Here is a 23,584-nt window from a genome sequence, read left to right on the forward strand (position 1 = left end):
AGTAGTGTCGGTTTTCCCCTCACAGCTTGTAATGAGAATCGCAGTAATAAAGGCAAGTACAGGGATATGTAATTTCATAAGGTAAAAATACAAACAAAAAAAGTCCCACTTTAGAGCGGGACCTTATATAGCTATTTAAAAAGCCTCTTATTATTTTACTTCAAAAGTAATCTTACAGTTCATACGGTATTCTTTAATTTTTCCGTCTTCACCTACTACACAGTTTTGCTCATTTACATATAAAGAGCGTATGTTTTTAAGAGACTTGCTTGCGTGCTTAAGCGCATTTTCTGCTGCGTTTTCCCAGCTTTTTTCTGAACTTGCTAATACTTCTATTACTTTTAATACTGCCATTTTATTGGTTTTAAGAATTAATAAATTGTTGTTTTCCTTAAAGTTAAGCAATATGTTAGTAATAAGAGTGCGAGGTGTTTAGAATATTAAGATTAGTCTAATTGTGAGTTACATCGTGAGTTTATGCAGCTTATCGATACTCAGTTCATTTTCTAAATAAAAGATGCAATAGGCCTTTGTAGATAAAATAAGAACTTACCAACCTCCAGAAGCACCACCGCCGCCAAAGCCGCCACCGCCAAAACCTCCCCCAAAGCCACCGCCGCCTCCAAAGCTGCCGCCACCTCCAAAGGAACCGCCACCGCCGCCAAAACCGCCGCGCCCCATATTACTGAGTATAATAACGTCTAGTAGTGAGCCAGTTCTTCTGGTACCATTACCACCGTCACGACCACCACCACGGTGATTGTTACGACTTATGATAATCAATATGATGACAAAGAAGATAAACATTAAGATAGGTTGTATGGGGAAACCGCTATCCTCTGGTCGAGAGCCTGTAAAATTACCCTGCAACCCTTGAAAAATTGCATCTGTACCTTGGTCTAGACCTGCATAAAAATTACCCTGTTTAAATTGCGGAATCATTATGCGGTTTATGATTTGCTCTGCGTCACGATCTGAGATAATACCCTCAATACCATAGCCAGTATTGATATCAATCTTTCGGTCGTCTTTTGCTAGGAGTATAAGAATCCCATTGTCTTCATCTGCTTGGCCTATTCCCCATTTTTGCCCCCATTTTGCACCTAGCATATCGAGACCTTCACCGTTTGATGATGAGATTACAGCAACTACAATTTGTGTTGAGGTGGTATCACTATACTTAATAAGTTTACGTTCTAAAGCGTTTTTTTGACCTTCAGAGAGTAAACCTATGTAGTCATAAACAGCATCTGGATTTGCCTTGGTGGGTTTATCTGGTATTGTGTATTGTGCAACTGCCGTCATACTCACAATACAGAGAAGAAGTGTGAGTACGCTTTCGCGAAAGCGGAATCCCATAAAAAATTCTTTTTCTAGCATTAAGAAGTCGTTATTTCGTCTGGAAGTTCATTTACATCTCCGTGCTTCCACGGAAAGTATTGTGCAAGCTTCTCACCAGCACAGCGCACCCCATCTATAAGTCCATCACGGAAGTTGTCTTGCTTAAACTGAGCAATTATTTTGTCTTTTGTAGACTCCCAGAAGTCTGCAGGGACCTTGTTGTTAATCCCCCTGTCGCCACAAATGGCAAGTTTATGATCATCTACAGCTACATAAATGAGCACACCATTTTCATCTTTAGTATTGTCCATTTTAAGTAGGTGAAATAACTCTTGAGCACGTACTAGAGCATCCTTTTTAGAATGATGCTCTAGGTGCACTCTTATTTCTCCAGAGGTCTGTTGCTCAGACTCGCGTATGGCTGTAATGATAGCCTGCTCATCTTCTTTGCTTAAAAAGTCTTCTACCGTAGATGCCATCTAGCTTCCAAAATCAAATTCTACATTTGGAGCATCTTCAGATCCAGCGTCTGCCTCAAAGTAATCCATCTCTGCAAAGTTTCCTATAAATGAGTTTATCACGTTATTAGGAAACGTTTTAAGGTGTTTGTTATATGGTTTTACCGTCTCGTTAAATCTGTTGCGCTCCACGTTTATGCGGTTTTCTGTGCGCTCAAGTTCGTTTATGAGTTCTTTAAAGTTTTCATTTGCCTTGAGGTCTGGGTAACGCTCAAAAACGGCAAGTAATCTAGATAGGGCAGAGGTAAGTCCTTGCTGCGCTTGTTGAAACTGCTTGAGTTGTGCTGGTGTAATGTTAGAAGGATCTATTTGAATAGAGGTAGCTTTAGATCGTGCTTCTGTTACTTTTATAAGTGTAGACTGCTCAAACTCTGCATATCCTTTTGCAGTGTTTACAATGTTCGGTATCAGGTCTGCTCTTCGCTGGTATGAGCTTTCAACATTTGCCCACTGTGAAGTTGCATTTTCTTGTAAATCAATTGCGGTGTTGTAAAATTTAGGCCCTACCATAAATCCTACGATAGCTATAAGAGCGATAATGGCAATGACAGCAATAAGTCCTTTTTTCATAATATAATACTGGTTTTGATTGTTAGTTGTCTTATAGTAGTATTTGTTACACACTACCATTCTAGTAGCAAGGTACTAATTTATGTAACTATTAAGGATAAGGTTTTGTTAAGAGGGCCTAGTCATAACATTTTATGTATGATTTTTGCACTCTTATCGACTTAATGAATAAATTGTTTATGACCTTAAAACTAATACACATACTCGGCTCTATGGGATTGCTCGGTGTTTTTACTGGACTATACCATCTCGTATATGGAGACTATGCTGTGATGAGTTTTTGCGCTGTGTTAGTAAGTACATTATTTATCATACTCGCTATAATAGATATAGCAAGGCAGTCTAGAGGTCACCTTTAATCTCTAGTAACTGCGCCTTTACGCCTTCTAGTTTGCGTATAATGTCAAAGTTGCTCAAGATTTCCTTTTTTCCTTCCTTAAGATGGATTTTTGCGCCTTCTAGTGTAAAGCCACGCTCTTTTACTAAGTGATATATAAGCTCTAAATTCTTAATGTCACTTGGAGTAAACTTACGAGTGCCACGCGCATTCTTTTTTGGTTGAAGCACATCAAACTCTTTCTCCCAGAAGCGTAGGAGCGATGCGTTTACATCAAAGGCCTTTGCAACCTCGCCTATACTATAATATCGCTTTTCTGGAAGATCTATGTGCATTAGTCAAGTGATTGATTTTCTAGTGCAGCGGCAGCTAGCATAATATCATACTCCTCAGGAGTAAGATCATTGTGATAAAAATTTACTGGGTTTACCACCTTACCGTTTTTCCAAACTTCGTAATGTAGGTGTGGTCCAGATGAGAGGCCTGTGTTACCTACATAACCTATGATCTCTCCACGTTTTACCTTGCGTCCTACTTTTGTATTGTACTTGCTCATATGAGCATAGTAGGTTTTGTACCCAAAACCGTGTTCTATAATAACCATCTTACCATAACCGCTACCTAATCCTACTTTTGTTACAGTACCATCACCGGTTGCATAAATAGGTGTACCTGGAGGGGCTGTAAAATCCATCCCATTGTGCATTTTTCTATACTTTAAAATAGGGTGTACGCGCATACCATAACCAGAGGCAACTCTAGAGAGGTCCTTGTTTTGTACCGGTTGTATGGCTGGTATAGTTTTGAGAAGAGCTTCTTTTTCTTCGGCGAGCTTTGCAATCTCGTCTAGTGATTTAGATTGTATAACAAGTCGTTTTGTAATCTGGTCTATACGCTTAGCGCTATTTGTAATTAGAGCAGAGTTGTCATAACCCTCAAGGTTTTTATAACGGTTTACTCCTCCAAAACCGGCTAGACGCACATCATTAGGTATAGGACTTGCTTCAAAGAGTACGCGGTATACATTATTATCACGCTCTTCTACATTTGCAAGCACGCGTTCTATCTGATCGAGTTTTTTTTCTTGCATCTCAAACTGTAGAGACATATTTGCAAGTTCTCTCTCTAACTTACGTTCTTTAGGCGTATCTACACCAGAGTTAAATACAGCAATTGTTATAAGAAGCCCCATAAGAGCAGAAGAAGCAATAAATATAAGTGCGGCTCCAAAGGTGCGTCCCTTTTTTCGCTCTACTTTTCGGTAAGATAGTGTCTCACTATCATAGTAATATTTTACCTTAGACATAAGTTAAAATGCTTATTTTTGAGGTTTATTTATGGAGCTGTGCGCTTTCGCGAAAGCGTGATTTCTCAACTTCATAACAGTCAAATATAAAATAAATTATCCACACCTTCTATCGTATGAAATCTCAAGAGGTACGTAAACAGTTTTTAGAATTTTTCAAGTCCAAAAATCATTCCATAGTCGCCTCTGCGCCAATGGTTTTGAAGGATGACCCGACCCTGATGTTTACAAACGCTGGAATGGTTCCGTTTAAAGAATACTTTTTAGGAAACGCTACGCCAAAAAATTCACGACTTACTGACACCCAAAAGTGTTTACGTGTATCTGGTAAGCATAATGATCTTGAGGAGGTAGGAAAAGATACGTATCACCACACGATGTTTGAGATGCTGGGTAACTGGTCTTTTGGAGATTACTTTAAGGAAGAAGCGATTGCTTGGGCTTGGGAGTTTCTTACAGAGGTAGTAAAGGTAGATAAGGACAGTATATATGTTTCGATTTTTGAAGGTGACGAGTCTGAAGGGCTTGAGCGCGATCAAGAGGCATATGATATATGGACAAAACATATAGACGAGAGCCGCATTATAAACGGAAACAAGAAAGACAACTTCTGGGAGATGGGTGCTCAAGGCCCTTGTGGACCTTGCTCTGAGATACACGTAGATATACGCTCTGCCGAAGAAAAAGCAGCCGTAGATGGTAAGTCACTAGTAAATATGGATCACCCGCTCGTAATCGAGATCTGGAATCTGGTATTTATGCAATACAACCGTCTGGCAAACGGGTCGCTCACAAAGCTTCCTAACCAGCACGTAGATACGGGAATGGGCTTTGAGAGATTGTGTATGGTTCTTCAAGGTGTACAATCTAATTATGATACAGATGTGTTTACACCGCTTATGCGTGAGGTAGAAACTATTACTTCATCAAAATGTGGCGAGACAGAAGAAACAGATATCGCTGTACGTGTGATTGCAGATCACGTGAGAGCTGTCTCATTTTCTATAGCAGATGGACAGTTACCGTCTAACACAGGTGCTGGGTATGTGATAAGACGTATACTGCGTCGTGCCATTCGTTATGGGTTTACGTTTCTTGATACTAAGGAACCATTTATATATAAACTGGTTTCTACACTTGTAAACCAGATGGGAGATGCCTTTCCAGAGCTGGAAGCACAAAAAAATCTTATTACAAATGTGATACGAGAAGAGGAGGCTTCGTTCTTGCGCACGCTTGATAAAGGACTCATCTTATTAGATAATGTAATTGCAAATACCTCTGGAGATACTGTTTCTGGTGATAAAGCTTTTGAGCTTTATGACACCTATGGCTTCCCAATAGATCTTACAGCACTTATACTTAGTGAGAAAAATCTAAAACTAGACGAGGCTGGCTTTGAAGCTGCGCTTAAAGAGCAAAAAGATAGATCCAGAGCTGCAACTAAGGTTGAAACAGATGACTGGAATATCTTACAAGAAGATAGCGAAGAGGAATTCATAGGCTACGATACTCTGGAAGCATCTATAAAAATCACTCGCTACCGTAAAACAGAGAGTAAAAAAGACGGGGAGTTATATCAACTGGTATTTAATCTTACGCCATTCTATCCAGAAGGAGGAGGGCAAGTAGGTGATAAAGGATATCTAGAAACTCCAAGCGGAGAGGTGGTTTATATCATAGATACAAAGAAAGAAAACAACCTTATTATACACCTTGCCAAAAACCTCCCAAGATCTACCGAGGGAACGTTTAAGGCAGTGGTAGATGTGAAGCAACGTAGCCGTACGGCTGCAAACCATACTGCAACACACTTATTGCACCAAGGGCTTCGTAAGATACTAGGAACACACGTGGAGCAAAAGGGAAGTATGGTACATAGCAGAAACCTACGTTTTGACTTCTCCCACTTTTCTAAAGTGACAAGCGAGGAGTTAAAAGAGGTAGAAGATTTTGTAAATGCACGCATACGAGAAAATTTATCTCTAGAAGAGCAACGTGGTATTCCTTATGATCAAGCTATTCAAGAAGGAGCGATAGCATTATTTGGAGAGAAGTATGGTGATGCTGTAAGAACCATACGCTTCGGGAAGTCTATGGAGCTTTGTGGTGGTACACACGTAAAAAATACAGGAGACATCTGGCATTTTAAAATCACTTCAGAAGGGGCAGTGGCATCTGGTATACGCCGTATAGAAGCAATTACTAGCGATGCTGCCAAAGATTACTTTACATCAGAAACTGAAGCCTATAATCAAGTAAAAGCAACCCTTAAAGGGAATCAAGATCCAGTAAAGGCAATTACTAGCCTACTAGATGAGAATGCTGCTTTAAAAAAGCAAGTAGAAGCACTTATAAAAGAGAAAGCTCAAAACCTAAGTGGTGATCTTGCAAAAGAATTTGAAGACATAGATGGTGTAGATTTCTTAGCAAAAAAGGTAGATCTAGATGCGGGAGCTATTAAAAATCTTGCTTTTAAATTAGGAGAGAATAAAGACAACGTATTCTTGCTATTTGGAACAGAGCAAAACGGTAAAGCATTGCTAAGTTGCTACATCTCAAAAGAGCTTGTCGCTTCAAAAAATCTGAACGCAGGTACTGTTGTGCGTGAGCTAGGAAAGCACATCCAAGGTGGAGGTGGAGGACAACCTTTCTTTGCAACTGCAGGAGGTAAAAATCCAGCAGGTATAGACGCTGCCATTGCAGAGGTTAAGAACTATCTTGTATAATGAAACTACAGACCCAAATACCGCTAGAGCCTGCTGCTCGTCAATTTGGGTATGATCATAAATTATTGTTGTTAGGTTCTTGCTTTGCGCAGAATATAGGTGACAAGCTAGCATATTATAAATTCCAAGCGGTTACAAATCCGTTTGGAATTATTTTTAATCCCGTCGCACTAGAACGGTTAGTAGCAGATGCTGTTGCAAATAAAACCTATACAGAAGCAGATGTCTTTGAACTAGACGGCGTCTGGAAATCATTTTATGCACATAGTGACAAAAACGCCCTTACGAGACTAGGAGCTGTGATACACTTACAAGAGGCGCAGCAACTGCTCAGGCAACAGCTCATAGAGGCTTCTCATCTGTTTGTTACATTAGGTACTGCTTGGGTTTATAAACATCTTGAACGGGATGAGGTGGTGGCCAACTGTCACAAGGTTCCTCAACAGGCATTTACTAAAAAACTCCTTTCTGTCACTGAAATTCAAGAGAGTCTGTCTCGTATTTGTGAGCTTGTAAAAACACTTAACCCACAAATTGAGATTGCCTTTACGGTGTCGCCAGTGCGTCATATTAAAGATGGTATAGTAGAAAATACTCGTAGCAAGTCACATTTACTTACAGCAGTTCATCAACTTGTAGATAGTCGTGAGGCGAGTTATTTTCCGGCTTATGAGATTGTGATGGATGAGTTACGTGACTATCGCTTTTATGCAAGTGATATGGTACACCCATCTGAGCAGGCTGTTACCTATGTATGGGAGCGTTTTGTAGAAGTGTACGCTTTCGCGAAAGCGCAACAAACAATGAAAAAAGTAGCTCAAGTCCAACAAGGGTTGGCTCACAAACCTTTTAATGAAGACAGCGCTGCGCATCAAAAATTTATTACTGATCTTGCAAAAAAACAGCAAGCCTTAACTGAAGTCTATCCTTTTATGAACTTCTAGATAATTAAAGTAAAAAAGGATTACCCATTCATTTTCTTATAAGCACTCATCCAGGCACCTCCATTCATAGCTTCAACACCTTTTGATCTAAGGACGGCTGCGGCGGTAGCACTGCGGCCACCGCTGGCACAAACGCATATTACAGGTTTGTTCCATTTTTTAATCGTTGTGGCTTGGGCGGCTATGTTTTGTACAGGTATGTGCTTTGAGCCTGGTATGGCGCCGCTATCATACTCGGCTTTTGAGCGAACGTCTATAATGATGCCACCACGAGAGATGTACTCATTAAGTTTATCCTTTTTATTACCAAAGAGCTTACTTAAAAATCCCATAGTTTACTGTATTAATTCTAGGCCGTTTGTGATGAGGTGTGCTACCTTCTCTTTATGTTTTTGCACCTCTTTAAGATGTGTGAGTACGGCGGTGTCTTTTGTGAGTTCATAAATTTCTAAGGCACATAACCAGTCTTGAGGATAGTCTTTTTGTAAGCTTGTAAATACCTCAAGAAGTGCTTCTTTGTCTATTTGATTGCTTTCTCTTTGTAATCGTACTTGCTGGTAGAGCCTGTTAAGCGTGTCTTCTTTTTCTGAGAGCGTAGGTTTTACCGTATTAGTCTCGGCGACGTGTGTAATGAGATCAAAAGATAAGAAGTCTGCCGCTCCGGCAAAGGCAGAGACAATTTGTGAACCTATCACTAGGTCAAAGTCTCCCATAGTTGGGTCGTGTAGAATTTTGTCACCATAAGTTACCGTACAATCTGTAAACTGTATAAGCATTAACTGCCCACCTAGGTTACGCATCCCGGTAACATTTAATCCACTTACGGTGATGCCACTTTCATATTCAAAAGAGATAGGCTTACCATCATAAAAGTCATAAGCTTTTAAGTCTCTTGGTCCCATATTTTCTATAGAGAGATTTATGCCCTTAAGCTTACCTAGAGGAGAGCTAAAACCGTTTTTGTAACGGTTTACTCCGTGACCTATAAGTTCTTTCTCTCTATAAGAAAGTGCTGTTTCACCTTGAGTAGCAAAGTAAACCACCTCGTTATCGTCATTTTGAATCATCTCTGTAAAAATGCCACTTACTTGCAAACCTGTGTTGAGTTCTAGTGTACCTATTTGCTTTGATTCTATGAGTTTTTTTAGTCCGCGCCAGCCACCTTTACGTACTGCCATTGTACCTGCAAATTCTTCTAAGACTTGCATTAGGTATGCAAAGTCTGGTGTGACAAAGAGTTGAGGTTGCGGTTTTGTAATGTCAAATTCTTGGTATGCAGCATCTATCGAGTAAGGTATTTTCTTTACCTCGTCTGTCATACACCAGGTGCTCTCACCTATAGAAGAGAGTAGTCCTGCTCCGTAAATTTTTGGGTTTTCTACAGTGCCTACCATTCCATACTCTACCGTCCACCAGTGTAGGTTGCGTATAAGTGCAATTTCAGAAGGCTGTACCTCTTTGTTTTGTAACTGTTCTACACTTCTTTCGGCGGCATCTATCGCTTCTTGAGTGATGCCATCTGCCTCTTTAAGAATAGATAGTGTACGTACAGCTTCGTACATTTCCATATCGTGGGCACTAGAGATGGCTTTTGCACCTATCTCTCCAAATCTTCTTAAGTACTCTGCATAGTCTGGACTTGCAATAATAGGCGCGTGCCCGGCTCCCTCGTGTATGATGTCTGGCGCAGGGGTGTACTCTATGTTTTCTAGCTGGCGTATATCACTGGCAATGACAAGCACTTTGTATGCTTGAAACTCCATAAAAGCATTAGGTGGTATAAAACCATCTACGGCTACGGCTGCCCATCCTATTTCTTTAAGGATACGATTCATCCCGTACATAGAAGGGATGTTATCAATAGAGATACCGGTTTTTTCTAATCCCATTATATAGCTCTCGTGAGCTACTTTACTTAGATAGTCTACGTTTTTACGCATCACATATCGCCATACGGCTTGATTTATGGGCGTGTACTGCTCATAATCTTGTGCTTTGATATATTGTTTTAAGTGCGGCGGAAGCCTGTCTAATAGCGGATTACTCTCGACGTTTGTATGCATAGCGTAAAATTAATTCATAAGTCGTGGTTGTCCTCATATAATTTCAAGATTTGTTTGATAATTGTGGGGAGTGTTGTTGCGCTTTATCGCTTTGCTCTCCATTAGGTAGTGAATCTCATAAGTTCGCTTTCGCGAAAGCGTTATAAAGCCCATTAGCCGCATTTTAAGAATAAGGAGTATCATAAGTACTCGTTAATATTTGGAAAAATTATACTAATGCTCTTGCGTTTGTTAAGAGACGGTAGGGTTATGTTAAGTATGTCTCCAGACTTTAGCATAGGCTTATAACTATATATTTTATGTAGCCTCGATGTCCTTATACATTTGTATCAAACAAAAATATAAGACTATGAAGAAGACAATAATCACATCGTTATTTGCAATTGCAATAGCAACAGGAATACAAGCACAAACCGAAACAATGGCAGTAAATAGTACGCCAGTTGAGATGAACGGCACCCAAGATGATATAAATGAGACAGGCGTGGTAGGGATAAGCGGCTGGACAAGTTTTAATGAGTTGAGCTCACAGATGTATAAACTCAAAGGAGCAAACTACTTTAATACTATTAAAACGATACGCGCTATGGAGCCTACAGTGATGTCACTAGAAGCTACAAAGCCTACGTGGATGAACACAGAAGAGATTAATGAAGATGTAGCAGATTTTAAGAAAGAGTATATGGAACTCACTACAGAGATGAGTGTAGATAATGATGAGTTCAGAGAAAATCTTGAGGAAATCTCAGAGCAGTATGAAGATCTAAGAGAAGAGGCGATGGAAACTTTTATTGACTACCGTAAGACCGTAATGGATGGTAATAAAGAGTATAAAGAAGAAATCGAAAAAAACCGTTCTAAAATGATGAATGGCAAAGATGGTCAAGAAGAATATAAAGAGGAGACTAAGAACCTCAAGAAAATACGTGATGGTAAAACAAACCAATAGTATTATTTTGATATAATTGTAAAGCCACCCGTTAAGGGTGGCTTTTTTTATGTTGAGTGGGTAATAATCTGGCTGTAATAGGTAAGATGTTTTTACAGTAAGTCGTTGTGCATTATCTTGCACATAATGAAATCTACTACGCTTACGCGAAAACAAGAAATCTGTATCACAGCCGCTAGACTTTTTAAACAGAAGGGGTATAGCGCTGTAACAATGCGTGATCTCGCTGCAGAGGTAGGTGTAAAAGCGGCAAGTTTATATAATCACATTGCCTCAAAAGAAGAAATACTTAACGAGGTAATAGTAAACATAGCCGAAAGCTTTACTGAAGGCATAAAAGACATACGCCTTGCAGATACAAAGGTGGCAGAAAAACTTGAAGCCGTTATAGCTCAGCACGTGCACCTCACAGCAGATAATCCTTATGGAATGGCATCGCTCAATAATGACTGGATGCATCTTGGCGAGGGCAAAGAAAAGTATCTTGCCTTACGTAGTAGCTATGAGCAGCACTTTAGGGAAATTATAAAAGAGGGTAAAGCACAAAATGTACTTAAGGATATAGATGAGGAAGTAATTCTCTTTTCAACCTTAGGAACTTTAAGAAATCTCTATCTGTGGATTCCTAAAAAGGCAGATTTACAGCGATCAAAGCTCATAGATTCTCTCTGTGAGACCCTACTTAATGGAGTTAAAACGGCATAACTCACTCTTTACTTTTATTGAAATACATATCATAAGCCACTATTTTTTAGGGTTAACTTGTTGTGCTTTTGTGGTTTATGTTAAATAGTTGTAATATTAACTAACAATCGTTAGTTTTACATAGTTCTAAACTATACTATGGCACTTTTTCATTCTCTAAGAGTAAAAGATATTTATAAAGAAACCACAGACTGTTCTGTTGTAACCTTTGAGGTACCTGTAGATCTCTATCAGGATTTTAGTTTTAATGCTGGGCAGCATTTAACTCTTAAAGCTATTATAAATGGAGAAGATGTAAGACGTTCATATAGTCTCTGTTCTAGTCCGCTGGAGCAGCAGTGGAAGGTAGCTGTAAAGCAAATACCTGGAGGACTCTTTTCTACCTATGTAAATGAAGAGTTGCAAGCCGGAGACACACTAGAGGTAATGGCGCCTAGTGGAAAATTTGGAGTGCCAGTAGATACACAAAAGAAAAAAAACTATGTAGCCTTTGCAGCAGGAAGTGGTATAACACCTATGCTGTCTATCATAAAGACACATCTAGCAGCAGAGCCAGACGCGACCTTCAAGCTGTTTTATTTGAACCGCACGGTTAAATCTATTATCTTTAAAGAAGAGGTAGAACAGCTTCGTAATCAATATTTTGGAAGGTTTGAGATATTTTATTTTCTCACAAAAGAGCAACGCGATATCGAGCTTTTTAACGGTAGATTTAATTCAGAAAAATTACAGACGCTTACTAAAACGCTTATCGATGTAAGTAGTACAGATGAGGTTTTTATTTGTGGTCCAGAGGAGATGATTTTCTTAATACGTGATGAGCTAGTGGCGGCAGGTTTAGAAAAAGAAAAAGTACACTATGAGCTTTTTGTTACTGGACTCTCAGAAGAAGATAAAAAACGTGCTGCACGACTGGCAGAGCAAAAGGTAGAGGGAGTAGAAGTTACCATTATTGATGGTGGTAAAGAATTTCACTTCACAATGACCGATGAATATGATAATATACTTGATGCAGCACTAGGTGCTGGGGCAGATCTTCCATTTGCTTGTAAAGGAGGAGTGTGTTCTACCTGTAAGTGTAAGGTAGAAGGAGGAAATGTAGAGATGAAAATAAATTATGCGCTAGAAGAAGACGAGGTAGCACAAAACCTAGTATTAAGTTGCCAGGCAGTACCTACAACAGAGCGTGTAAAAGTAAATTTTGATGTTTAAGCTTTCGCGAAAGCGGAAATCTAATACAAATTGCTATGAGTGATAAAGAAGTAAAAAACCTAGAAGATCTTTTTGAGGCCCGCATTGCGCGTGACGAAAAGATAGAGCCAAAAGACTGGATGCCTGAGAAGTATCGTAAAACTCACATACGCCAGATAAGTCAGCACGCACATTCTGAAATTGTAGGGATGCTGCCAGAGGGCAACTGGATCTCACGTGCCCCATCGTTACGTCGTAAAGTGGCGTTACTTGCAAAGGTGCAAGATGAGGCAGGTCACGGTTTATACTTATACTCGGCTTGTGAGACTCTAGGTGTATCGCGTGAGGAGTTATATGAGCAACTACACTCTGGTAAGGCAAAGTACTCTTCTATATTTAATTACCCTACGGTTACTTGGGCAGATATGGGAGCGATAGGCTGGCTAGTAGATGGTGCGGCCATTATAAATCAAGTACCGCTTTGTAGTACTTCTTATGGTCCTTATGCACGAGCGATGATAAGAGTGTGTAAAGAAGAGAGTTTTCACCAGCGTCAAGGGTTTGAGATTATGCTTAAACTCTCAAACGGGTCGCAGGAGCAAAAAGATATGGCGCAAGATGCACTTAATAGATGGTGGTGGCCGTCACTTATGATGCTAGGTCCTACAGATGCAGAGTCTGTACACACAGCACAGTCTATGAAATGGAAATTAAAGCGTAAAACTAATGACGAGCTACGCCAGCAATTTATAGATCAAACTGTACCGCAAGCAGAGTTGCTTGGACTTACCATACCTGATCCAGATTTAAAATGGAATGAGGAGACGGGACACTACGATTTTGGAGAAATAGACTGGGATGAGTTCTGGCAAGTAGTAAAAGGTCACGGGCCAAGTAATAAAAAGCGTATGAAAGATAGAGTAGGCGCTTGGGAACGTGGTGAGTGGGTACGTGATGCAGCAATGGCACACGCCAAAAAGAAAGAAGAAAGAAAAAATCAAACTAAGAAAGCAGTCTAGTATGAGCAAGAATTGGCCCCTTTGGGAAGTCTTCGTAAGAAGCAAGAACGGATTGGAGCATAGACACTTTGGAAGTCTACGCGCTGCAGATGCTGAAATGGCAATGGAGAACGCGCGCGATGTATACACACGTCGCAGTGAGGGAGTGAGCATATGGGTAGTAGAAAGTAATAATATCACAGCAAGCAATCCAGAAAATAATGGAGAGCTATTTGAACCAGCTGCAGATAAGGTATACCGTCACCCTACATTTTACGATTTGCCAGATGAGGTAAAACATATGTAATAGTGAAATCGAAATCGAAACCCAAAAAATGAAGACATAGACCTAAGATGGTCAATTATAGTTTCAATTTCAGTTTTATTTTTAAAAGTTTATTATGAACAAAGATTTATATAACTACATCATAGGTATTGCAGATAATAGCTTGATACTTGGGCAGCGTCTGGGAGAATTATGTGGTCACGGCCCTAGCCTAGAGACAGATATTGCAGGTACAAACATCTCTTTAGATTTGTTTGGACAAGTGCGCAGTTATTTTCAGTATGCGGCACAAGTCTCAGGTGATGAGAATGCTACAGAAGATACCCTTGCGTTTTTACGTATAGAAAGAGAGTATAAAAACGTGTTACTCGTAGAGCAACCCAATACAGACTTTGCATATACAATTGTACGTCAGTTTTATTTTGATGCCTTTCATCTCTTGTTTCTTAAAGCGTTAGAAACTAGCAAAGATGAGACGCTAGCAGCTATTGCAAAAAAATCTATTAAAGAAGTAAGCTATCACTGGCGCTTCTCATCAGACTGGGTGCGCAGGCTAGGTGACGGTACAGAAGAGAGTCACACTCGTGTTCTTGAAGCTGTAAATGAATTGTGGATGTATACAGATGAGCTTTTCCACCAGACAGAGGCAGATAAGGCTATGATAGCCCAAGGCGTAGGAGTAGATACCTTAGCACTTAAAGAGACCTATTATAAAATGATAGGAGATGTTCTTGAAGAAGCTACATTACCTATTCCAGAAAGTAAGTACTGGCACAAGGGAGGTAAGCAAGGAATACATACAGAGCATATGGGATATATACTTTCAGATATGCAATATATGCAACGCACCTACCCAAATATGGAATGGTAGAGAATTATGAACACAGAATATCGAATTTTGAACATCGAAGTATTACTTCGGCGTTTCATATTTGTTATTCTTTATTCGATATTTAAAAATTGATATTAGAAACGCAAAACATACAACCGCATTTAATCGCAATCCTTGAAGGAGTAAGCGATCCAGAGATTCCTGTGTTGTCTATTATGGATATGGGTGTGGTACGCGAGGCAATAGAGCAAGACGGTATTGTAAGTGTAAAAATAACACCTACTTACTCCGGTTGCCCTGCAATGGATGTTATAGGAGATGATATTGTTTCCGCTTTCGCGAAAGCGGGAAAAACCGCAAAAATCCAGCTCGTACTCGCTCCGGCCTGGACCACAGACTGGATAACTCCACGTGGCAGAGAAGCGCTTGAAAAATACGGTATTGCAGCACCATTATCTCCAGAAGCAGATAAAGAAGCCCTGCTAGGAAATAAGAAGATAGTAAAATGTACCAACTGTGGCTCTACAGAGACACATCTGGTCAGTCAGTTTGGGTCTACCGCCTGTAAAGCATTGTTTAAATGTGATACGTGTCAAGAACCTTTTGACTATTTTAAATGTTTAAAATAATTCCCGCAGCAGCGGGATTCTTTGTTATATGAGTAGTATACAGAAATCAATAGAGAATGGTGTAGCAACGCTCACCTTTAATCGCCCAGAAGTATTTAATAGTTTTAACCGTGAGATGGCATTCTTACTGCAAGATGAGTTAGATGCTTGTAATAAGGATACACAAGTAAGAGCCATTATTCTCACCGGTAGTGGGAAGGCATTTTGTGCCGGTCAAGATTTAAAAGAAATTACAGATCCAGAATTAAATCCAGGGTTTAAGAAAATACTAGAAGAGCACTACAACCCGATTATAGAAAAAATACGAGCGATTGAAAAACCTATCATTGCTGCTGTAAATGGTGTTGCCGCTGGAGCTGGGGCAAATATTGCACTAGCCTGTGATATTGTTATTGCACACGAAAAGGTGAGTTTTATACAAGCCTTTAGCAAGATAGGCCTTGTGCCAGATAGTGCAGGTACGTTTTTCTTGCCTAGGCTCATAGGTTTTGGTAAAGCAAGCGCATTGATGATGCTGGGTGATAAAATCTCTGCAACAGAGGCAGAGAAGATGGGTATGATTTATAAAGTAACTACGCTAGACGAGTTTAATAATACTGTAACCACGACTGCAATGACACTAGCACAAATGCCTACAAAGGCAATAGGTCTTACAAAGAGATTACTTAATGTATCTATGACTAATAATCTTGAAGATCAACTTGCGCTAGAAGGTAAATTACAAATAGAAGCATCAGAGAGTGAAGATTTTAAAGAAGGTGTAGACGCTTTTGTAAATAAAAGACGCCCAGTTTTTAAAGGGAAGTAGAGACTGACGAACCGTTTTTATACGAGTGAGAAAAACTTCTACATTCGATATTCATTAATCGATATTCGGTGTTCAAAAAATAAGCATTGTTTATGATAAAAAACATAGGAATTATAGGCGCTGGTACAATGGGTTCTGGCATTGCTCAAGTAGCTGCAACTGCTGGTTGTGCTGTAAAACTCTTTGATGTAAATCAAGAGGCGCTTGATAAAGCAAAGGAAGCACTAGAAAAAGTACTAAAACGTCTCATAGAGAAGGGACGCATAGACGCCTCAGAAAAAGATAGAATACAAGCTAATATTACGTATGTTACTACGCTTAAAGAGTTAGCAAACGCAGATCTCACAATCGAAGCTATTGTAGAAAATCTGGAGGTCAAGAAAAAAGTATTTCAAGAGTTAGAAACCTACGTTTCTGACACAGCGATAATAGCCTCAAACACTTCAAGTCTTTCTATCGCATCTATTGCAGCATCATTGCAAAATCCAGAGCGTTGCATTGGGATTCACTTTTTTAATCCTGCGCCATTAATGAAGCTTGTTGAGGTGATACCTGCGGTACAAACCTCGCAAAACGTTTTAGACACTTGCGTTGCCGAAATTACACGTTGGAAAAAAGTTGTAGCCATCGCAAAAGATACTCCAGGGTTTATTGTAAACCGCGTTGCACGACCATTTTATGGGGAGGCGTTACGTATGTATGAAGAAGGTGTGGCAAATTTTGCAACTATAGACGCAGCTATGAAAAGTGTGGGAGGTTTCCGTATGGGACCTTTCGAGTTGATGGATTTTATAGGTAACGATGTAAATTATACGGTTACAGAAACCGTGTTTAATGCCTTTTATCAAGATCCAAGATACAAGCCGTCTTTTACCCAACAGCGATATAGCCAGGCGGGATATCTAGGTCGTAAATCGGGACGCGGTTATTACGATTATAAAAATGTGGAGGCAGATAACGCTTTCGCGAAAGCGCCATCACAAGCAGTAACAGCTACTCAAGATAAAGAAGCAATTTTTGAGCGTATTCTTATAATGCTTATTAACGAAGCAGCAGATGCCTTGTTCTGGAATGTAGCAAGTGCCGAAGATATAGACAATGCGATGACCAAAGGGGTAAACTATCCAAAAGGATTACTAGCCTGGGCAGATGAGAAAGGAATAAGCTGGTGTGTACAAAAAATGGATGCTCTGTATGATGAGTATAGAGAAGATAGATACAGATGCAGCCCACTTTTAAGAAGGATGGAAAAAGAGGGAAAACAATTTTTTACCTAATCTAGATGCTGTTATGACTGGAGCGCAAATACCTTATAAAATGTTATCTCAAGACGCATACAGCAGTTGGCTAGGTATTGAGATTATAGAGGCACAAGTAGGTTTTGTAAAAGTGGGGATGACTATACGCAAGGAGATGCTCAACAGTATGGGCAAGGCTCACGGTGGGATAAGTTATTCACTGGCAGATACGGCTTTTGGATTTACTGCAAACACCCACGGAAAGTATGCCGTGTCTATTGAGACAAGTATAAATCATATAGAAGCTTTAGAAGAAGGAGATTACATCACTGCAGAGGCAACGGTAAACCTCCAGAAAACTAAAGTAGGTTTTAATATTGTTGAAATTAAAAGAGGTGATGAGCTTGTTGCACTTTTTAAAGGGGTAGTTTATCGTACTTCAAAAGATTGGGAAATAGATTAAATAATAAAAAAAGAACTTCGATTTCGACTTCGATTTCGACTTCAATTTCAAAATATGGAAGCATATATCATAGACGGAGTTCGTACTCCTATAGGAAATTATAAAGGAACATTAAGTGCTGTGCGCACAGACGATTTGGGAGCGCAAGTGATACGCGAGGTCGTAAGACGTAACCCAAATATCCCAAAAGAAGCATATGACGATGTGATTATGGGGTGTGCAAATCAGGCTGGAGAAGATAATCGTAATGTAGCGCGTATGAGTTTGCTACTTGCTGGACTACCTTTTACCGTACCTGGAGAGACCGTAAATCGTTTATGTAGTTCTGGACTTTCGGCCATTATACACGCAAACCGTGCTATAAAAGCTGGTGACGGAGACCTATTTATCTCTGGTGGTGTAGAAAATATGACACGTGGCCCGTATGTGATGGCAAAGCCTTCTACAGCTTTTGGTGGTGATAGTAAGATGTATGACTCGACTTTTGGGTGGCGTTTTATTAACCCAAAGATGAAAGAGCTATACGGAGTAGATGGAATGGGAACCACTGCCGAAAATCTTGTAGAAAAATATAACATCTCACGTGAAGATCAAGATGCCTTTGCATATCACAGCCAGATGAAAGCTGCAGCTGCTCAAAAAAGTGGCCGTCTAGCAAAGGAAATTTTACCTGTAGAAATCCCACAGCGTAAAAAAGATCCCATCATCTTTAAGGATGACGAATTTATAAAGCCTAATAGCTCAAAGGAAGTGCTTGCAAAGCTTCGTCCAGCTTTTAAAAAGGAGGGCGGAAGTGTAACCGCAGGTAACAGCTCAGGGCTTAATGATGGTGCAGCTGCAACCATTGTAGCAAGTGAAGCTGCTGTAAAAAAATATGGCCTTACACCACTTGCAAGAATTGTAAGTTCTGCAGTGGTAGGTGTCGAGCCACGCATTATGGGAATAGGCCCAGTACAAGCTTCAAACAAGGCGCTTCAAAAAGCCGGTCTTACACTAGAAGATATGGACGTTATAGAACTTAATGAAGCATTTGCCTCACAAGCCCTAGCTTGTATACGTGAGTGGGGACTGGCAGATGATGATGCGAGAATAAACCCTAACGGAGGCTCTATTGCAATAGGTCATCCGCTAGGTGTAACAGGGACGCGTATTGCATATTCGGCGGCTGTAGAGCTTAAAGAACAAGGGAAACGCTATGCACTTGTGACAATGTGCATAGGTGTAGGTCAAGGCTATGCCGCAGTGATCGAAAATGTGGCTGTTTAATAATTAAATCTTATGAAAATTTTGATAATAGGTGGTAATGGGACTATAGGTAAAACTATAACAGCACACTTTTCTAAAGAAGATGAGGTGGTTGTAGCTGGCCGAAGTTCTGGAGATGTCACTGTAGATATAGCATCTGCAGGTTCTATCATAAAAATGTTTGAAACTGTAGGTACAGTAGATGCAATTATTAACGTAGCTGGAGATGCAAAGTGGGATACATTTGATAACCTAAGTGAAGAGGATTTTTACATAGGTATTAAAAGTAAAATGATGGGCCAGGTTAATCTTGTGAGATTAGGGAGAAAATATCTTAACGATGGTGGATCCATAACCTTAACAACAGGGATTCTTGCAGATGAGCCTGTGTATATGACTACAAGTGCCGCAATGGTTAATGGAGCAATCCAAAGTTTTGTAATGGCCGTGGCATTAGAGTTAGATCGTGGTTTGAGAGTAAATGTAGTTTCTGCAGATCTTGTAGAAGATGCGTTTGAGAAGTATAAAGATTTCTTCCCAGGCAATACGCCAGTACCTATGGATAAAGTGGTTGCTGGTTACATAAAGTCTGTAAAAGGAAAAATTAATGGAGCTGTCATTCGTATACGAGGGTAGACCGCTTTCGCGAAAGCAAAAAAAAGAATAACATCGGCGCTGATATCTATTTCAGTTTCCGATTTCAAAAACGAGCGTTTTATGATTTTAGAATCTTATATAAATGGCCATTGGGTAAAAGGCGATGACAGCAATACACGTAATATGTATGACGCCATCACGGGAGATGTAATAGGCCTCACAAGTACCGAAGGTCTAGATATTGCCAGTGCATTACAATTTGGACGTGATAATGGAAAGGCGTTACGAGATATGACCTTTCAGCAGCGTGGTAATATGATTAAAAAACTGGCGCTTTACCTTAACAAGCGCAAGGAACAGTTTTATGAGATTAGTTACAAAACCGGAGCAACAAGAGCAGATAGCTGGGTAGATATAGAAGGAGGTTTTGGAAACCTCTTTGCAAATGCTAGCCTGCGTAAGCTCTTTCCAGATCAAAGCTATGCTGTAGAAGGTGATGCAATAGATTTATCAAGAGGAGGGCGTTTTATGGCGCACCATATTTTGGTTCCAAAAAAAGGTGTTGCGGTTCATATTAACGCTTTTAACTTCCCTGTATGGGGTATGTTAGAAAAATGTGCTGTAAACTGGATGGCAGGTATGCCAGCAGTCGTATTGCCAGCACCACAAACTGCTTTCTTAACAGAGGCTGTTGTGAGAGAGATTATAAACAGCGGTATATTACCTAAGGGGTCTTTACAATTACTATCAGGTCTTACAACATCTATACTAGATACCGTAAATAGTCAAGACGTGGTAACCTTTACTGGAAGCGCGCATACTGGTAGAAAGTTAAAAGTACATCCTAGACTTACAGAAGAGAGTGTGCCTTTTACAATGGAGGCAGATAGTCTTAACGCATCAATACTTGGTCCAGACGCTGTACCGGGTACACCAGAGTTTGCTATTTTTATTAAGGAGGTACGTAAAGAGATTACGTCTAAGTGTGGTCAGAAATGTACGGCAATACGCCGTGTGATTGTACCAGAAAACTTGATGGAAGATGTACAGATTGCTCTAGGCAAACAGCTAGAACGCACGGTTATAGGAGATCCAAAATTGCGTGAGGTAAGAATGGGAGCCCTCATTAATAATGACCAGCGTGATGCTATAAAAACGCAAATTGCCAAAATAGCCCAAACAGCAGATATGGTGTATGGATCTACAGATACCATAGAGGCGATGGGTGCAGACGGAGCAAAGGGTGCTTTTATGAGCCCTATTGTGATGCGTGAAAATAATCCGTTTAAAAATACACAGGTGCACGAGATTGAAGCCTTTGGCCCTGTAACGACACTTATGCCATATAACGGTGTAGAAGAAGCAATTGAACTCGCCCAGATGGGTAAGGGGTCTCTTGTGAGTAGTGTGGTTACTGCAGATGACGCTTTCGCGAAAGCGTACACCATAGAAGCAGCATCACACCACGGAAGAATATTAACACTTAACCGCGACAGTGCGCCACAAAGTACGGGTCACGGCTCACCATTACCATTACTGGTACACGGAGGTCCAGGTCGTGCCGGTGGAGGTGAAGAGATGGGAGGAATACGTGGTATAAAACATTATATGCAGCGTTGTGCCGTGCAGGGAAGCCCTACAAGCCTTACTGAAATTACAGGTATCTACCAGCCTAATGGAGATTACAAGGAGGCAGAACAGCATCCTTTTGCATACCATTATGAAGATATTAAACCAGGGATGAGTTTAAAAACTCATAAGCGTACGATTACTGATAATGATATACAGAATTTTGCAAATCTTACCTGGGATCACTTTTATGCACATACTGATATTACAAGTTTAGATGGGAGTATATTTGAGAAAAGAACGGCACACGGTTACTTTATTATTTCGGCTGCGGCAGGATTATTTGTGTATCCTAACAAAGGTCCGGTGAGTGCAAACTATGGGCTTGAAGATATTCGCTTCTTGAGACCGTTATATCACAATGATACCATCTATGTGCGCCTTACCTGTAAGGAAAAGCGTGAGAGAGATGTGAGCGGTAGGGAGCACCCTAGCGGTATTGTAAAATGGTATGTTGAGGTGTTTGACGCAGAGCCAGTAGATTATGAAAATGGAAAGACAGATGAAGAGGCAGAGGCGCTAGTAGCAGTGGCGACCATCCTTACAATGGTAGAAAAGAAACAAACTACCTTTGTTGAAATGACAGAGAGTCGCATTGATACTTGTCTCTCAAAACTTAATCAAGATACAAAGCCAGTCTGGGGAGCAATGACGCCACAACAAATGGTAGAGCACCTTGAGTTAACCTACCGTATAGCCGCTGGTGAAATACAAGATTTTGAGGTGGCCACACCAGATAAATTACTTGACAAGGTGGCTGCAACACTCTGGGATTATAATAAAATGCCTAGAGATTACAACTTCCCGCTATATGAAGCAGGAATTCAACCGGCTTTACAACACAAAGACCTAGATGAAGCAAAAAAAGCGATGCTAAACGCAAGAAAGGCATATCTAGATTTTTACAAGAAGAATAAAAAGGCAACGACTAACAATGCAGTCTTTGGCAAGCTTAACAAATATGAGTGGTACTTAATGGAGCGCAAGCATCTTAATCACCACTTTGAACAATTTAACCTTTTAGATTAATAAACGTATTGCCTGTGATTTTTACAAGCAACGATAATAGTAATTTTACAATATGAGTGATCCACACGTAAAAGAACATATAGAAAACGGAATTTCAACCATTGAGTTTTTTCACCCAGCGCATAATAGTTTGCCAGGTGATATACTTGCAAAACTAGCCTTGACTATAAAAGAAGCTGGTGAAAATGATGACGTAAAAGTAATTGTACTTAAATCTGGAGGTGACCGTACTTTTTGTGCAGGAGCAAGTTTTAAGGAGCTTATAAGTATTAACGATAAAGAGACGGGACGTGTGTTTTTCTCGGGCTTTGCAAATGTGATTAATGCAATGCGCAAGTGTCCTAAGTTTATTATAGGTCGCGTGCAAGGTAAAACTGTAGGTGGCGGCGTAGGTGTTGCTAGTGCTACAGACTACTGTATGGCTAGTAAATTTGCCAGTATAAAACTGAGCGAACTAAACATAGGGATAGGCCCTTTTGTGGTAGGTCCAGCTGTAGAGCGTAAATTAGGACTTACAGGGATGTCTCAAATCGCTATCGATGCAAATACATTTTACGATGCAGAGTGGGCAAGGCAAAAAGGATTATATGCACACGTTTATGATAGTACAGAAGAGCTAGATGCTGCCGTACAAGCCACAGCCGAAAATCTTTGCAAGTATAATCCAGAGGCAATGCGTGAGATGAAAAAGATGATGTGGGCTGGTACTGAGCACTGGGATGAGCTACTTGCAGAGCGTGCAGCTATATCCGGAAAGCTTGTGTTATCAGATTTTACAAAAGAGACCCTCAAGCGCTTTAAATAAGTGCTTGAGAGCTTTTTTTTAATCTATGCGCTCTATACTGTGTATAGGGATCAATGTACCTTTTTTAAGTATAACATCCCTCTGAGTAACACCCCAAATTGTGGTGTGTACTCTTATAAGACGGTTTAAAGAATCTCTAAAATAAATTGAGACTTTATTTTTAAAGAGGTTTCCCAGTCGCATTGCTCGTATGAGCGCAAGTGACCTCCTACGTTTATCAGTTTCGTTGTTGATTACCTCGTCTTCTGCAAATTGGTGTAAATGTAGTCGCTCTTTTGTAGTGTGGTATATTTCTGTATCTCCTTTCATAATCCTTCTCTTTTTATATACGTCGTATATTTATAATAAAACTAACAAGTCCTAGTGAGTACC

General features: G+C 40.1%; 26 protein-coding genes. 17 read left to right on the forward strand and 9 right to left on the reverse strand.

Features of this window, described 5'->3' with window-relative positions; genetic code table 11:
- Positions 1 to 150: 150 nt before the first annotated feature.
- From MED134_RS11425 to MED134_RS11440, 4 genes are all read right to left on the reverse strand, one after another.
- Positions 151 to 354 carry a dodecin family protein gene (locus MED134_RS11425; RefSeq protein WP_038599198.1) on the reverse strand — a complete coding sequence of 68 codons (204 nt, stop codon included), beginning with the start codon at positions 352 to 354 and terminating at the stop codon, positions 151 to 153.
- 195 nt (positions 355 to 549) lie between these two features.
- Positions 550 to 1,380 (reverse strand): TPM domain-containing protein, encoded by an 831-nt coding sequence (locus MED134_RS11430; RefSeq protein WP_084811669.1) that lies wholly within the window; start codon positions 1,378 to 1,380, stop codon positions 550 to 552.
- Positions 1,380 to 1,820 (reverse strand): TPM domain-containing protein, encoded by a 441-nt coding sequence (locus MED134_RS11435; RefSeq protein ID WP_038599201.1) that lies wholly within the window; start codon positions 1,818 to 1,820, stop codon positions 1,380 to 1,382. The genes MED134_RS11430 and MED134_RS11435 overlap by 1 nt, the downstream gene beginning before the upstream one ends.
- Positions 1,821 to 2,429 (reverse strand): LemA family protein, encoded by a 609-nt coding sequence (locus MED134_RS11440; RefSeq protein ID WP_038599204.1) that lies wholly within the window; start codon positions 2,427 to 2,429, stop codon positions 1,821 to 1,823. It abuts the gene before it with no gap.
- A 179-nt stretch (positions 2,430 to 2,608) separates the two neighbouring features.
- Here MED134_RS11440 and MED134_RS15210 point away from each other — a divergent pair, with 179 nt between their 5' ends.
- Positions 2,609 to 2,788 (forward strand): hypothetical protein, encoded by a 180-nt coding sequence (locus tag MED134_RS15210; protein WP_148305664.1) that lies wholly within the window; start codon positions 2,609 to 2,611, stop codon positions 2,786 to 2,788.
- On the opposite strand, the gene MED134_RS11445 is transcribed toward MED134_RS15210, so the two are convergent.
- Together MED134_RS11445 and MED134_RS11450 are read right to left on the reverse strand one after the other, a co-directional pair.
- Positions 2,772 to 3,101 carry a MerR family transcriptional regulator gene (locus MED134_RS11445; RefSeq protein WP_035327266.1) on the reverse strand — a complete coding sequence of 110 codons (330 nt, stop codon included), beginning with the start codon at positions 3,099 to 3,101 and terminating at the stop codon, positions 2,772 to 2,774. The two genes, MED134_RS15210 and MED134_RS11445, sit on opposite strands and share 17 nt — an antisense overlap.
- Positions 3,101 to 4,072 (reverse strand): M23 family metallopeptidase, encoded by a 972-nt coding sequence (locus tag MED134_RS11450; protein ID WP_038599207.1) that lies wholly within the window; start codon positions 4,070 to 4,072, stop codon positions 3,101 to 3,103. The genes MED134_RS11445 and MED134_RS11450 overlap by 1 nt, the downstream gene beginning before the upstream one ends.
- A 116-nt stretch (positions 4,073 to 4,188) precedes the next feature.
- Here MED134_RS11450 and alaS point away from each other — a divergent pair, with 116 nt between their 5' ends.
- Positions 4,189 to 6,801, forward strand: coding sequence for an alanine--tRNA ligase (alaS, locus tag MED134_RS11455; protein ID WP_038599210.1), 2,613 nt, complete (start codon positions 4,189 to 4,191; stop codon positions 6,799 to 6,801).
- The gene (locus tag MED134_RS11460) at positions 6,801 to 7,745 is read left to right on the forward strand and encodes a GSCFA domain-containing protein (RefSeq protein WP_038599213.1); all 945 of its coding nucleotides are present in this window, start codon (positions 6,801 to 6,803) and stop codon (positions 7,743 to 7,745) included. Before alaS ends, MED134_RS11460 begins: the two co-directional genes overlap by 1 nt.
- 20 nt (positions 7,746 to 7,765) lie before the next feature.
- Here the strand turns inward: MED134_RS11460 and MED134_RS11465 are convergent, their stop codons facing one another.
- Together MED134_RS11465 and MED134_RS11470 are read right to left on the reverse strand one after the other, a co-directional pair.
- A complete protein-coding gene (locus tag MED134_RS11465; protein WP_038599216.1) occupies positions 7,766 to 8,077 on the reverse strand; it encodes a rhodanese-like domain-containing protein in 312 nt (103 codons plus the stop codon).
- A 3-nt stretch (positions 8,078 to 8,080) separates the two neighbouring features.
- Positions 8,081 to 9,808 carry an aromatic amino acid hydroxylase gene (locus MED134_RS11470; protein ID WP_038599219.1) on the reverse strand — a complete coding sequence of 576 codons (1,728 nt, stop codon included), beginning with the start codon at positions 9,806 to 9,808 and terminating at the stop codon, positions 8,081 to 8,083.
- A 349-nt stretch (positions 9,809 to 10,157) separates the two neighbouring features.
- Between MED134_RS11470 and MED134_RS11475 the strand changes: the two genes are divergently transcribed.
- From MED134_RS11475 to MED134_RS11540, 14 genes are all read left to right on the forward strand, one after another.
- Entirely contained in the window at positions 10,158 to 10,757 is a 600-nt protein-coding gene (locus tag MED134_RS11475; protein ID WP_038599222.1) for a hypothetical protein, read from the forward strand.
- Positions 10,758 to 10,883: 126 nt separating this feature from the next.
- A complete protein-coding gene (locus MED134_RS11480) occupies positions 10,884 to 11,462 on the forward strand; it encodes a TetR/AcrR family transcriptional regulator (protein WP_038599225.1) in 579 nt (192 codons plus the stop codon).
- A 138-nt stretch (positions 11,463 to 11,600) separates the two neighbouring features.
- Positions 11,601 to 12,674, forward strand: a complete 1,074-nt coding sequence (gene paaE, locus MED134_RS11485; RefSeq protein ID WP_038599229.1) for a 1,2-phenylacetyl-CoA epoxidase subunit PaaE — start codon at positions 11,601 to 11,603, stop codon at positions 12,672 to 12,674.
- Positions 12,675 to 12,709: 35 nt separating this feature from the next.
- On the forward strand, positions 12,710 to 13,672 hold the full coding sequence (gene paaA / locus MED134_RS11490) for a 1,2-phenylacetyl-CoA epoxidase subunit PaaA (RefSeq protein WP_038599233.1): 963 nt from the start codon (positions 12,710 to 12,712) through the stop codon (positions 13,670 to 13,672).
- Position 13,673: 1 nt separating this feature from the next.
- Positions 13,674 to 13,958 carry a 1,2-phenylacetyl-CoA epoxidase subunit PaaB gene (paaB, locus tag MED134_RS11495; RefSeq protein ID WP_035327289.1) on the forward strand — a complete coding sequence of 95 codons (285 nt, stop codon included), beginning with the start codon at positions 13,674 to 13,676 and terminating at the stop codon, positions 13,956 to 13,958.
- 94 nt (positions 13,959 to 14,052) lie between these two features.
- Complete coding sequence (paaC, locus tag MED134_RS11500; protein ID WP_038599236.1) at positions 14,053 to 14,808, forward strand: 1,2-phenylacetyl-CoA epoxidase subunit PaaC; 756 nt, start codon at positions 14,053 to 14,055, stop codon at positions 14,806 to 14,808.
- Positions 14,809 to 14,897: 89 nt separating this feature from the next.
- A complete protein-coding gene (paaD, locus tag MED134_RS11505; protein ID WP_038599239.1) occupies positions 14,898 to 15,398 on the forward strand; it encodes a 1,2-phenylacetyl-CoA epoxidase subunit PaaD in 501 nt (166 codons plus the stop codon).
- Between the two features lie 28 nt (positions 15,399 to 15,426).
- A complete protein-coding gene (locus tag MED134_RS11510) occupies positions 15,427 to 16,206 on the forward strand; it encodes an enoyl-CoA hydratase-related protein (RefSeq protein WP_038599242.1) in 780 nt (259 codons plus the stop codon).
- A gap of 92 nt (positions 16,207 to 16,298) precedes the next feature.
- Positions 16,299 to 17,483, forward strand: coding sequence for a 3-hydroxyacyl-CoA dehydrogenase NAD-binding domain-containing protein (locus tag MED134_RS11515; RefSeq protein ID WP_038599245.1), 1,185 nt, complete (start codon positions 16,299 to 16,301; stop codon positions 17,481 to 17,483).
- A gap of 13 nt (positions 17,484 to 17,496) precedes the next feature.
- Complete coding sequence (locus MED134_RS11520) at positions 17,497 to 17,907, forward strand: PaaI family thioesterase (RefSeq protein ID WP_038599247.1); 411 nt, start codon at positions 17,497 to 17,499, stop codon at positions 17,905 to 17,907.
- Positions 17,908 to 17,961: 54 nt separating this feature from the next.
- Entirely contained in the window at positions 17,962 to 19,173 is a 1,212-nt protein-coding gene (pcaF, locus tag MED134_RS11525; protein ID WP_038599249.1) for a 3-oxoadipyl-CoA thiolase, read from the forward strand.
- A gap of 12 nt (positions 19,174 to 19,185) precedes the next feature.
- On the forward strand, positions 19,186 to 19,788 hold the full coding sequence (locus MED134_RS11530) for a short chain dehydrogenase (protein WP_038599252.1): 603 nt from the start codon (positions 19,186 to 19,188) through the stop codon (positions 19,786 to 19,788).
- Positions 19,789 to 19,869: 81 nt separating this feature from the next.
- Positions 19,870 to 22,407: a phenylacetic acid degradation bifunctional protein PaaZ gene (gene paaZ, locus MED134_RS11535; protein WP_038599255.1), complete on the forward strand. Its 2,538-nt coding sequence runs from the start codon at positions 19,870 to 19,872 to the stop codon at positions 22,405 to 22,407.
- Between the two features lie 52 nt (positions 22,408 to 22,459).
- On the forward strand, positions 22,460 to 23,212 hold the full coding sequence (locus MED134_RS11540; RefSeq protein ID WP_038599258.1) for an enoyl-CoA hydratase/isomerase family protein: 753 nt from the start codon (positions 22,460 to 22,462) through the stop codon (positions 23,210 to 23,212).
- A gap of 18 nt (positions 23,213 to 23,230) precedes the next feature.
- Here the strand turns inward: MED134_RS11540 and MED134_RS11545 are convergent, their stop codons facing one another.
- Complete coding sequence (locus MED134_RS11545; RefSeq protein WP_038599261.1) at positions 23,231 to 23,521, reverse strand: hypothetical protein; 291 nt, start codon at positions 23,519 to 23,521, stop codon at positions 23,231 to 23,233.
- Positions 23,522 to 23,584: the final 63 nt, after the last annotated feature.

It is taken from the genome of Dokdonia sp. MED134 (assembly GCF_000152925.2).
Taxonomy (GTDB): domain Bacteria; phylum Bacteroidota; class Bacteroidia; order Flavobacteriales; family Flavobacteriaceae; genus Dokdonia.

Coding starts and splice junctions, on each gene's coding strand:
- MED134_RS11425 (WP_038599198.1), bottom strand. CDS start 354: ATGGCAGTATTAAAAGTAATAGAAGTATTAGCAAGTTCAGAAAAAAGC.
- MED134_RS11430 (WP_084811669.1), bottom strand. CDS start 1,380: ATGCTAGAAAAAGAATTTTTTATGGGATTCCGCTTTCGCGAAAGCGTA.
- MED134_RS11435 (WP_038599201.1), bottom strand. CDS start 1,820: ATGGCATCTACGGTAGAAGACTTTTTAAGCAAAGAAGATGAGCAGGCT.
- MED134_RS11440 (WP_038599204.1), bottom strand. CDS start 2,429: ATGAAAAAAGGACTTATTGCTGTCATTGCCATTATCGCTCTTATAGCT.
- MED134_RS15210 (WP_148305664.1), top strand. CDS start 2,609: ATGACCTTAAAACTAATACACATACTCGGCTCTATGGGATTGCTCGGT.
- MED134_RS11445 (WP_035327266.1), bottom strand. CDS start 3,101: ATGCACATAGATCTTCCAGAAAAGCGATATTATAGTATAGGCGAGGTT.
- MED134_RS11450 (WP_038599207.1), bottom strand. CDS start 4,072: ATGTCTAAGGTAAAATATTACTATGATAGTGAGACACTATCTTACCGA.
- alaS (WP_038599210.1), top strand. CDS start 4,189: ATGAAATCTCAAGAGGTACGTAAACAGTTTTTAGAATTTTTCAAGTCC.
- MED134_RS11460 (WP_038599213.1), top strand. CDS start 6,801: ATGAAACTACAGACCCAAATACCGCTAGAGCCTGCTGCTCGTCAATTT.
- MED134_RS11465 (WP_038599216.1), bottom strand. CDS start 8,077: ATGGGATTTTTAAGTAAGCTCTTTGGTAATAAAAAGGATAAACTTAAT.
- MED134_RS11470 (WP_038599219.1), bottom strand. CDS start 9,808: ATGCATACAAACGTCGAGAGTAATCCGCTATTAGACAGGCTTCCGCCG.
- MED134_RS11475 (WP_038599222.1), top strand. CDS start 10,158: ATGAAGAAGACAATAATCACATCGTTATTTGCAATTGCAATAGCAACA.
- MED134_RS11480 (WP_038599225.1), top strand. CDS start 10,884: ATGAAATCTACTACGCTTACGCGAAAACAAGAAATCTGTATCACAGCC.
- paaE (WP_038599229.1), top strand. CDS start 11,601: ATGGCACTTTTTCATTCTCTAAGAGTAAAAGATATTTATAAAGAAACC.
- paaA (WP_038599233.1), top strand. CDS start 12,710: ATGAGTGATAAAGAAGTAAAAAACCTAGAAGATCTTTTTGAGGCCCGC.
- paaB (WP_035327289.1), top strand. CDS start 13,674: ATGAGCAAGAATTGGCCCCTTTGGGAAGTCTTCGTAAGAAGCAAGAAC.
- paaC (WP_038599236.1), top strand. CDS start 14,053: ATGAACAAAGATTTATATAACTACATCATAGGTATTGCAGATAATAGC.
- MED134_RS11510 (WP_038599242.1), top strand. CDS start 15,427: ATGAGTAGTATACAGAAATCAATAGAGAATGGTGTAGCAACGCTCACC.
- MED134_RS11515 (WP_038599245.1), top strand. CDS start 16,299: ATGATAAAAAACATAGGAATTATAGGCGCTGGTACAATGGGTTCTGGC.
- MED134_RS11520 (WP_038599247.1), top strand. CDS start 17,497: ATGACTGGAGCGCAAATACCTTATAAAATGTTATCTCAAGACGCATAC.
- pcaF (WP_038599249.1), top strand. CDS start 17,962: ATGGAAGCATATATCATAGACGGAGTTCGTACTCCTATAGGAAATTAT.
- MED134_RS11530 (WP_038599252.1), top strand. CDS start 19,186: ATGAAAATTTTGATAATAGGTGGTAATGGGACTATAGGTAAAACTATA.
- paaZ (WP_038599255.1), top strand. CDS start 19,870: ATGATTTTAGAATCTTATATAAATGGCCATTGGGTAAAAGGCGATGAC.
- MED134_RS11540 (WP_038599258.1), top strand. CDS start 22,460: ATGAGTGATCCACACGTAAAAGAACATATAGAAAACGGAATTTCAACC.
- MED134_RS11545 (WP_038599261.1), bottom strand. CDS start 23,521: ATGAAAGGAGATACAGAAATATACCACACTACAAAAGAGCGACTACAT.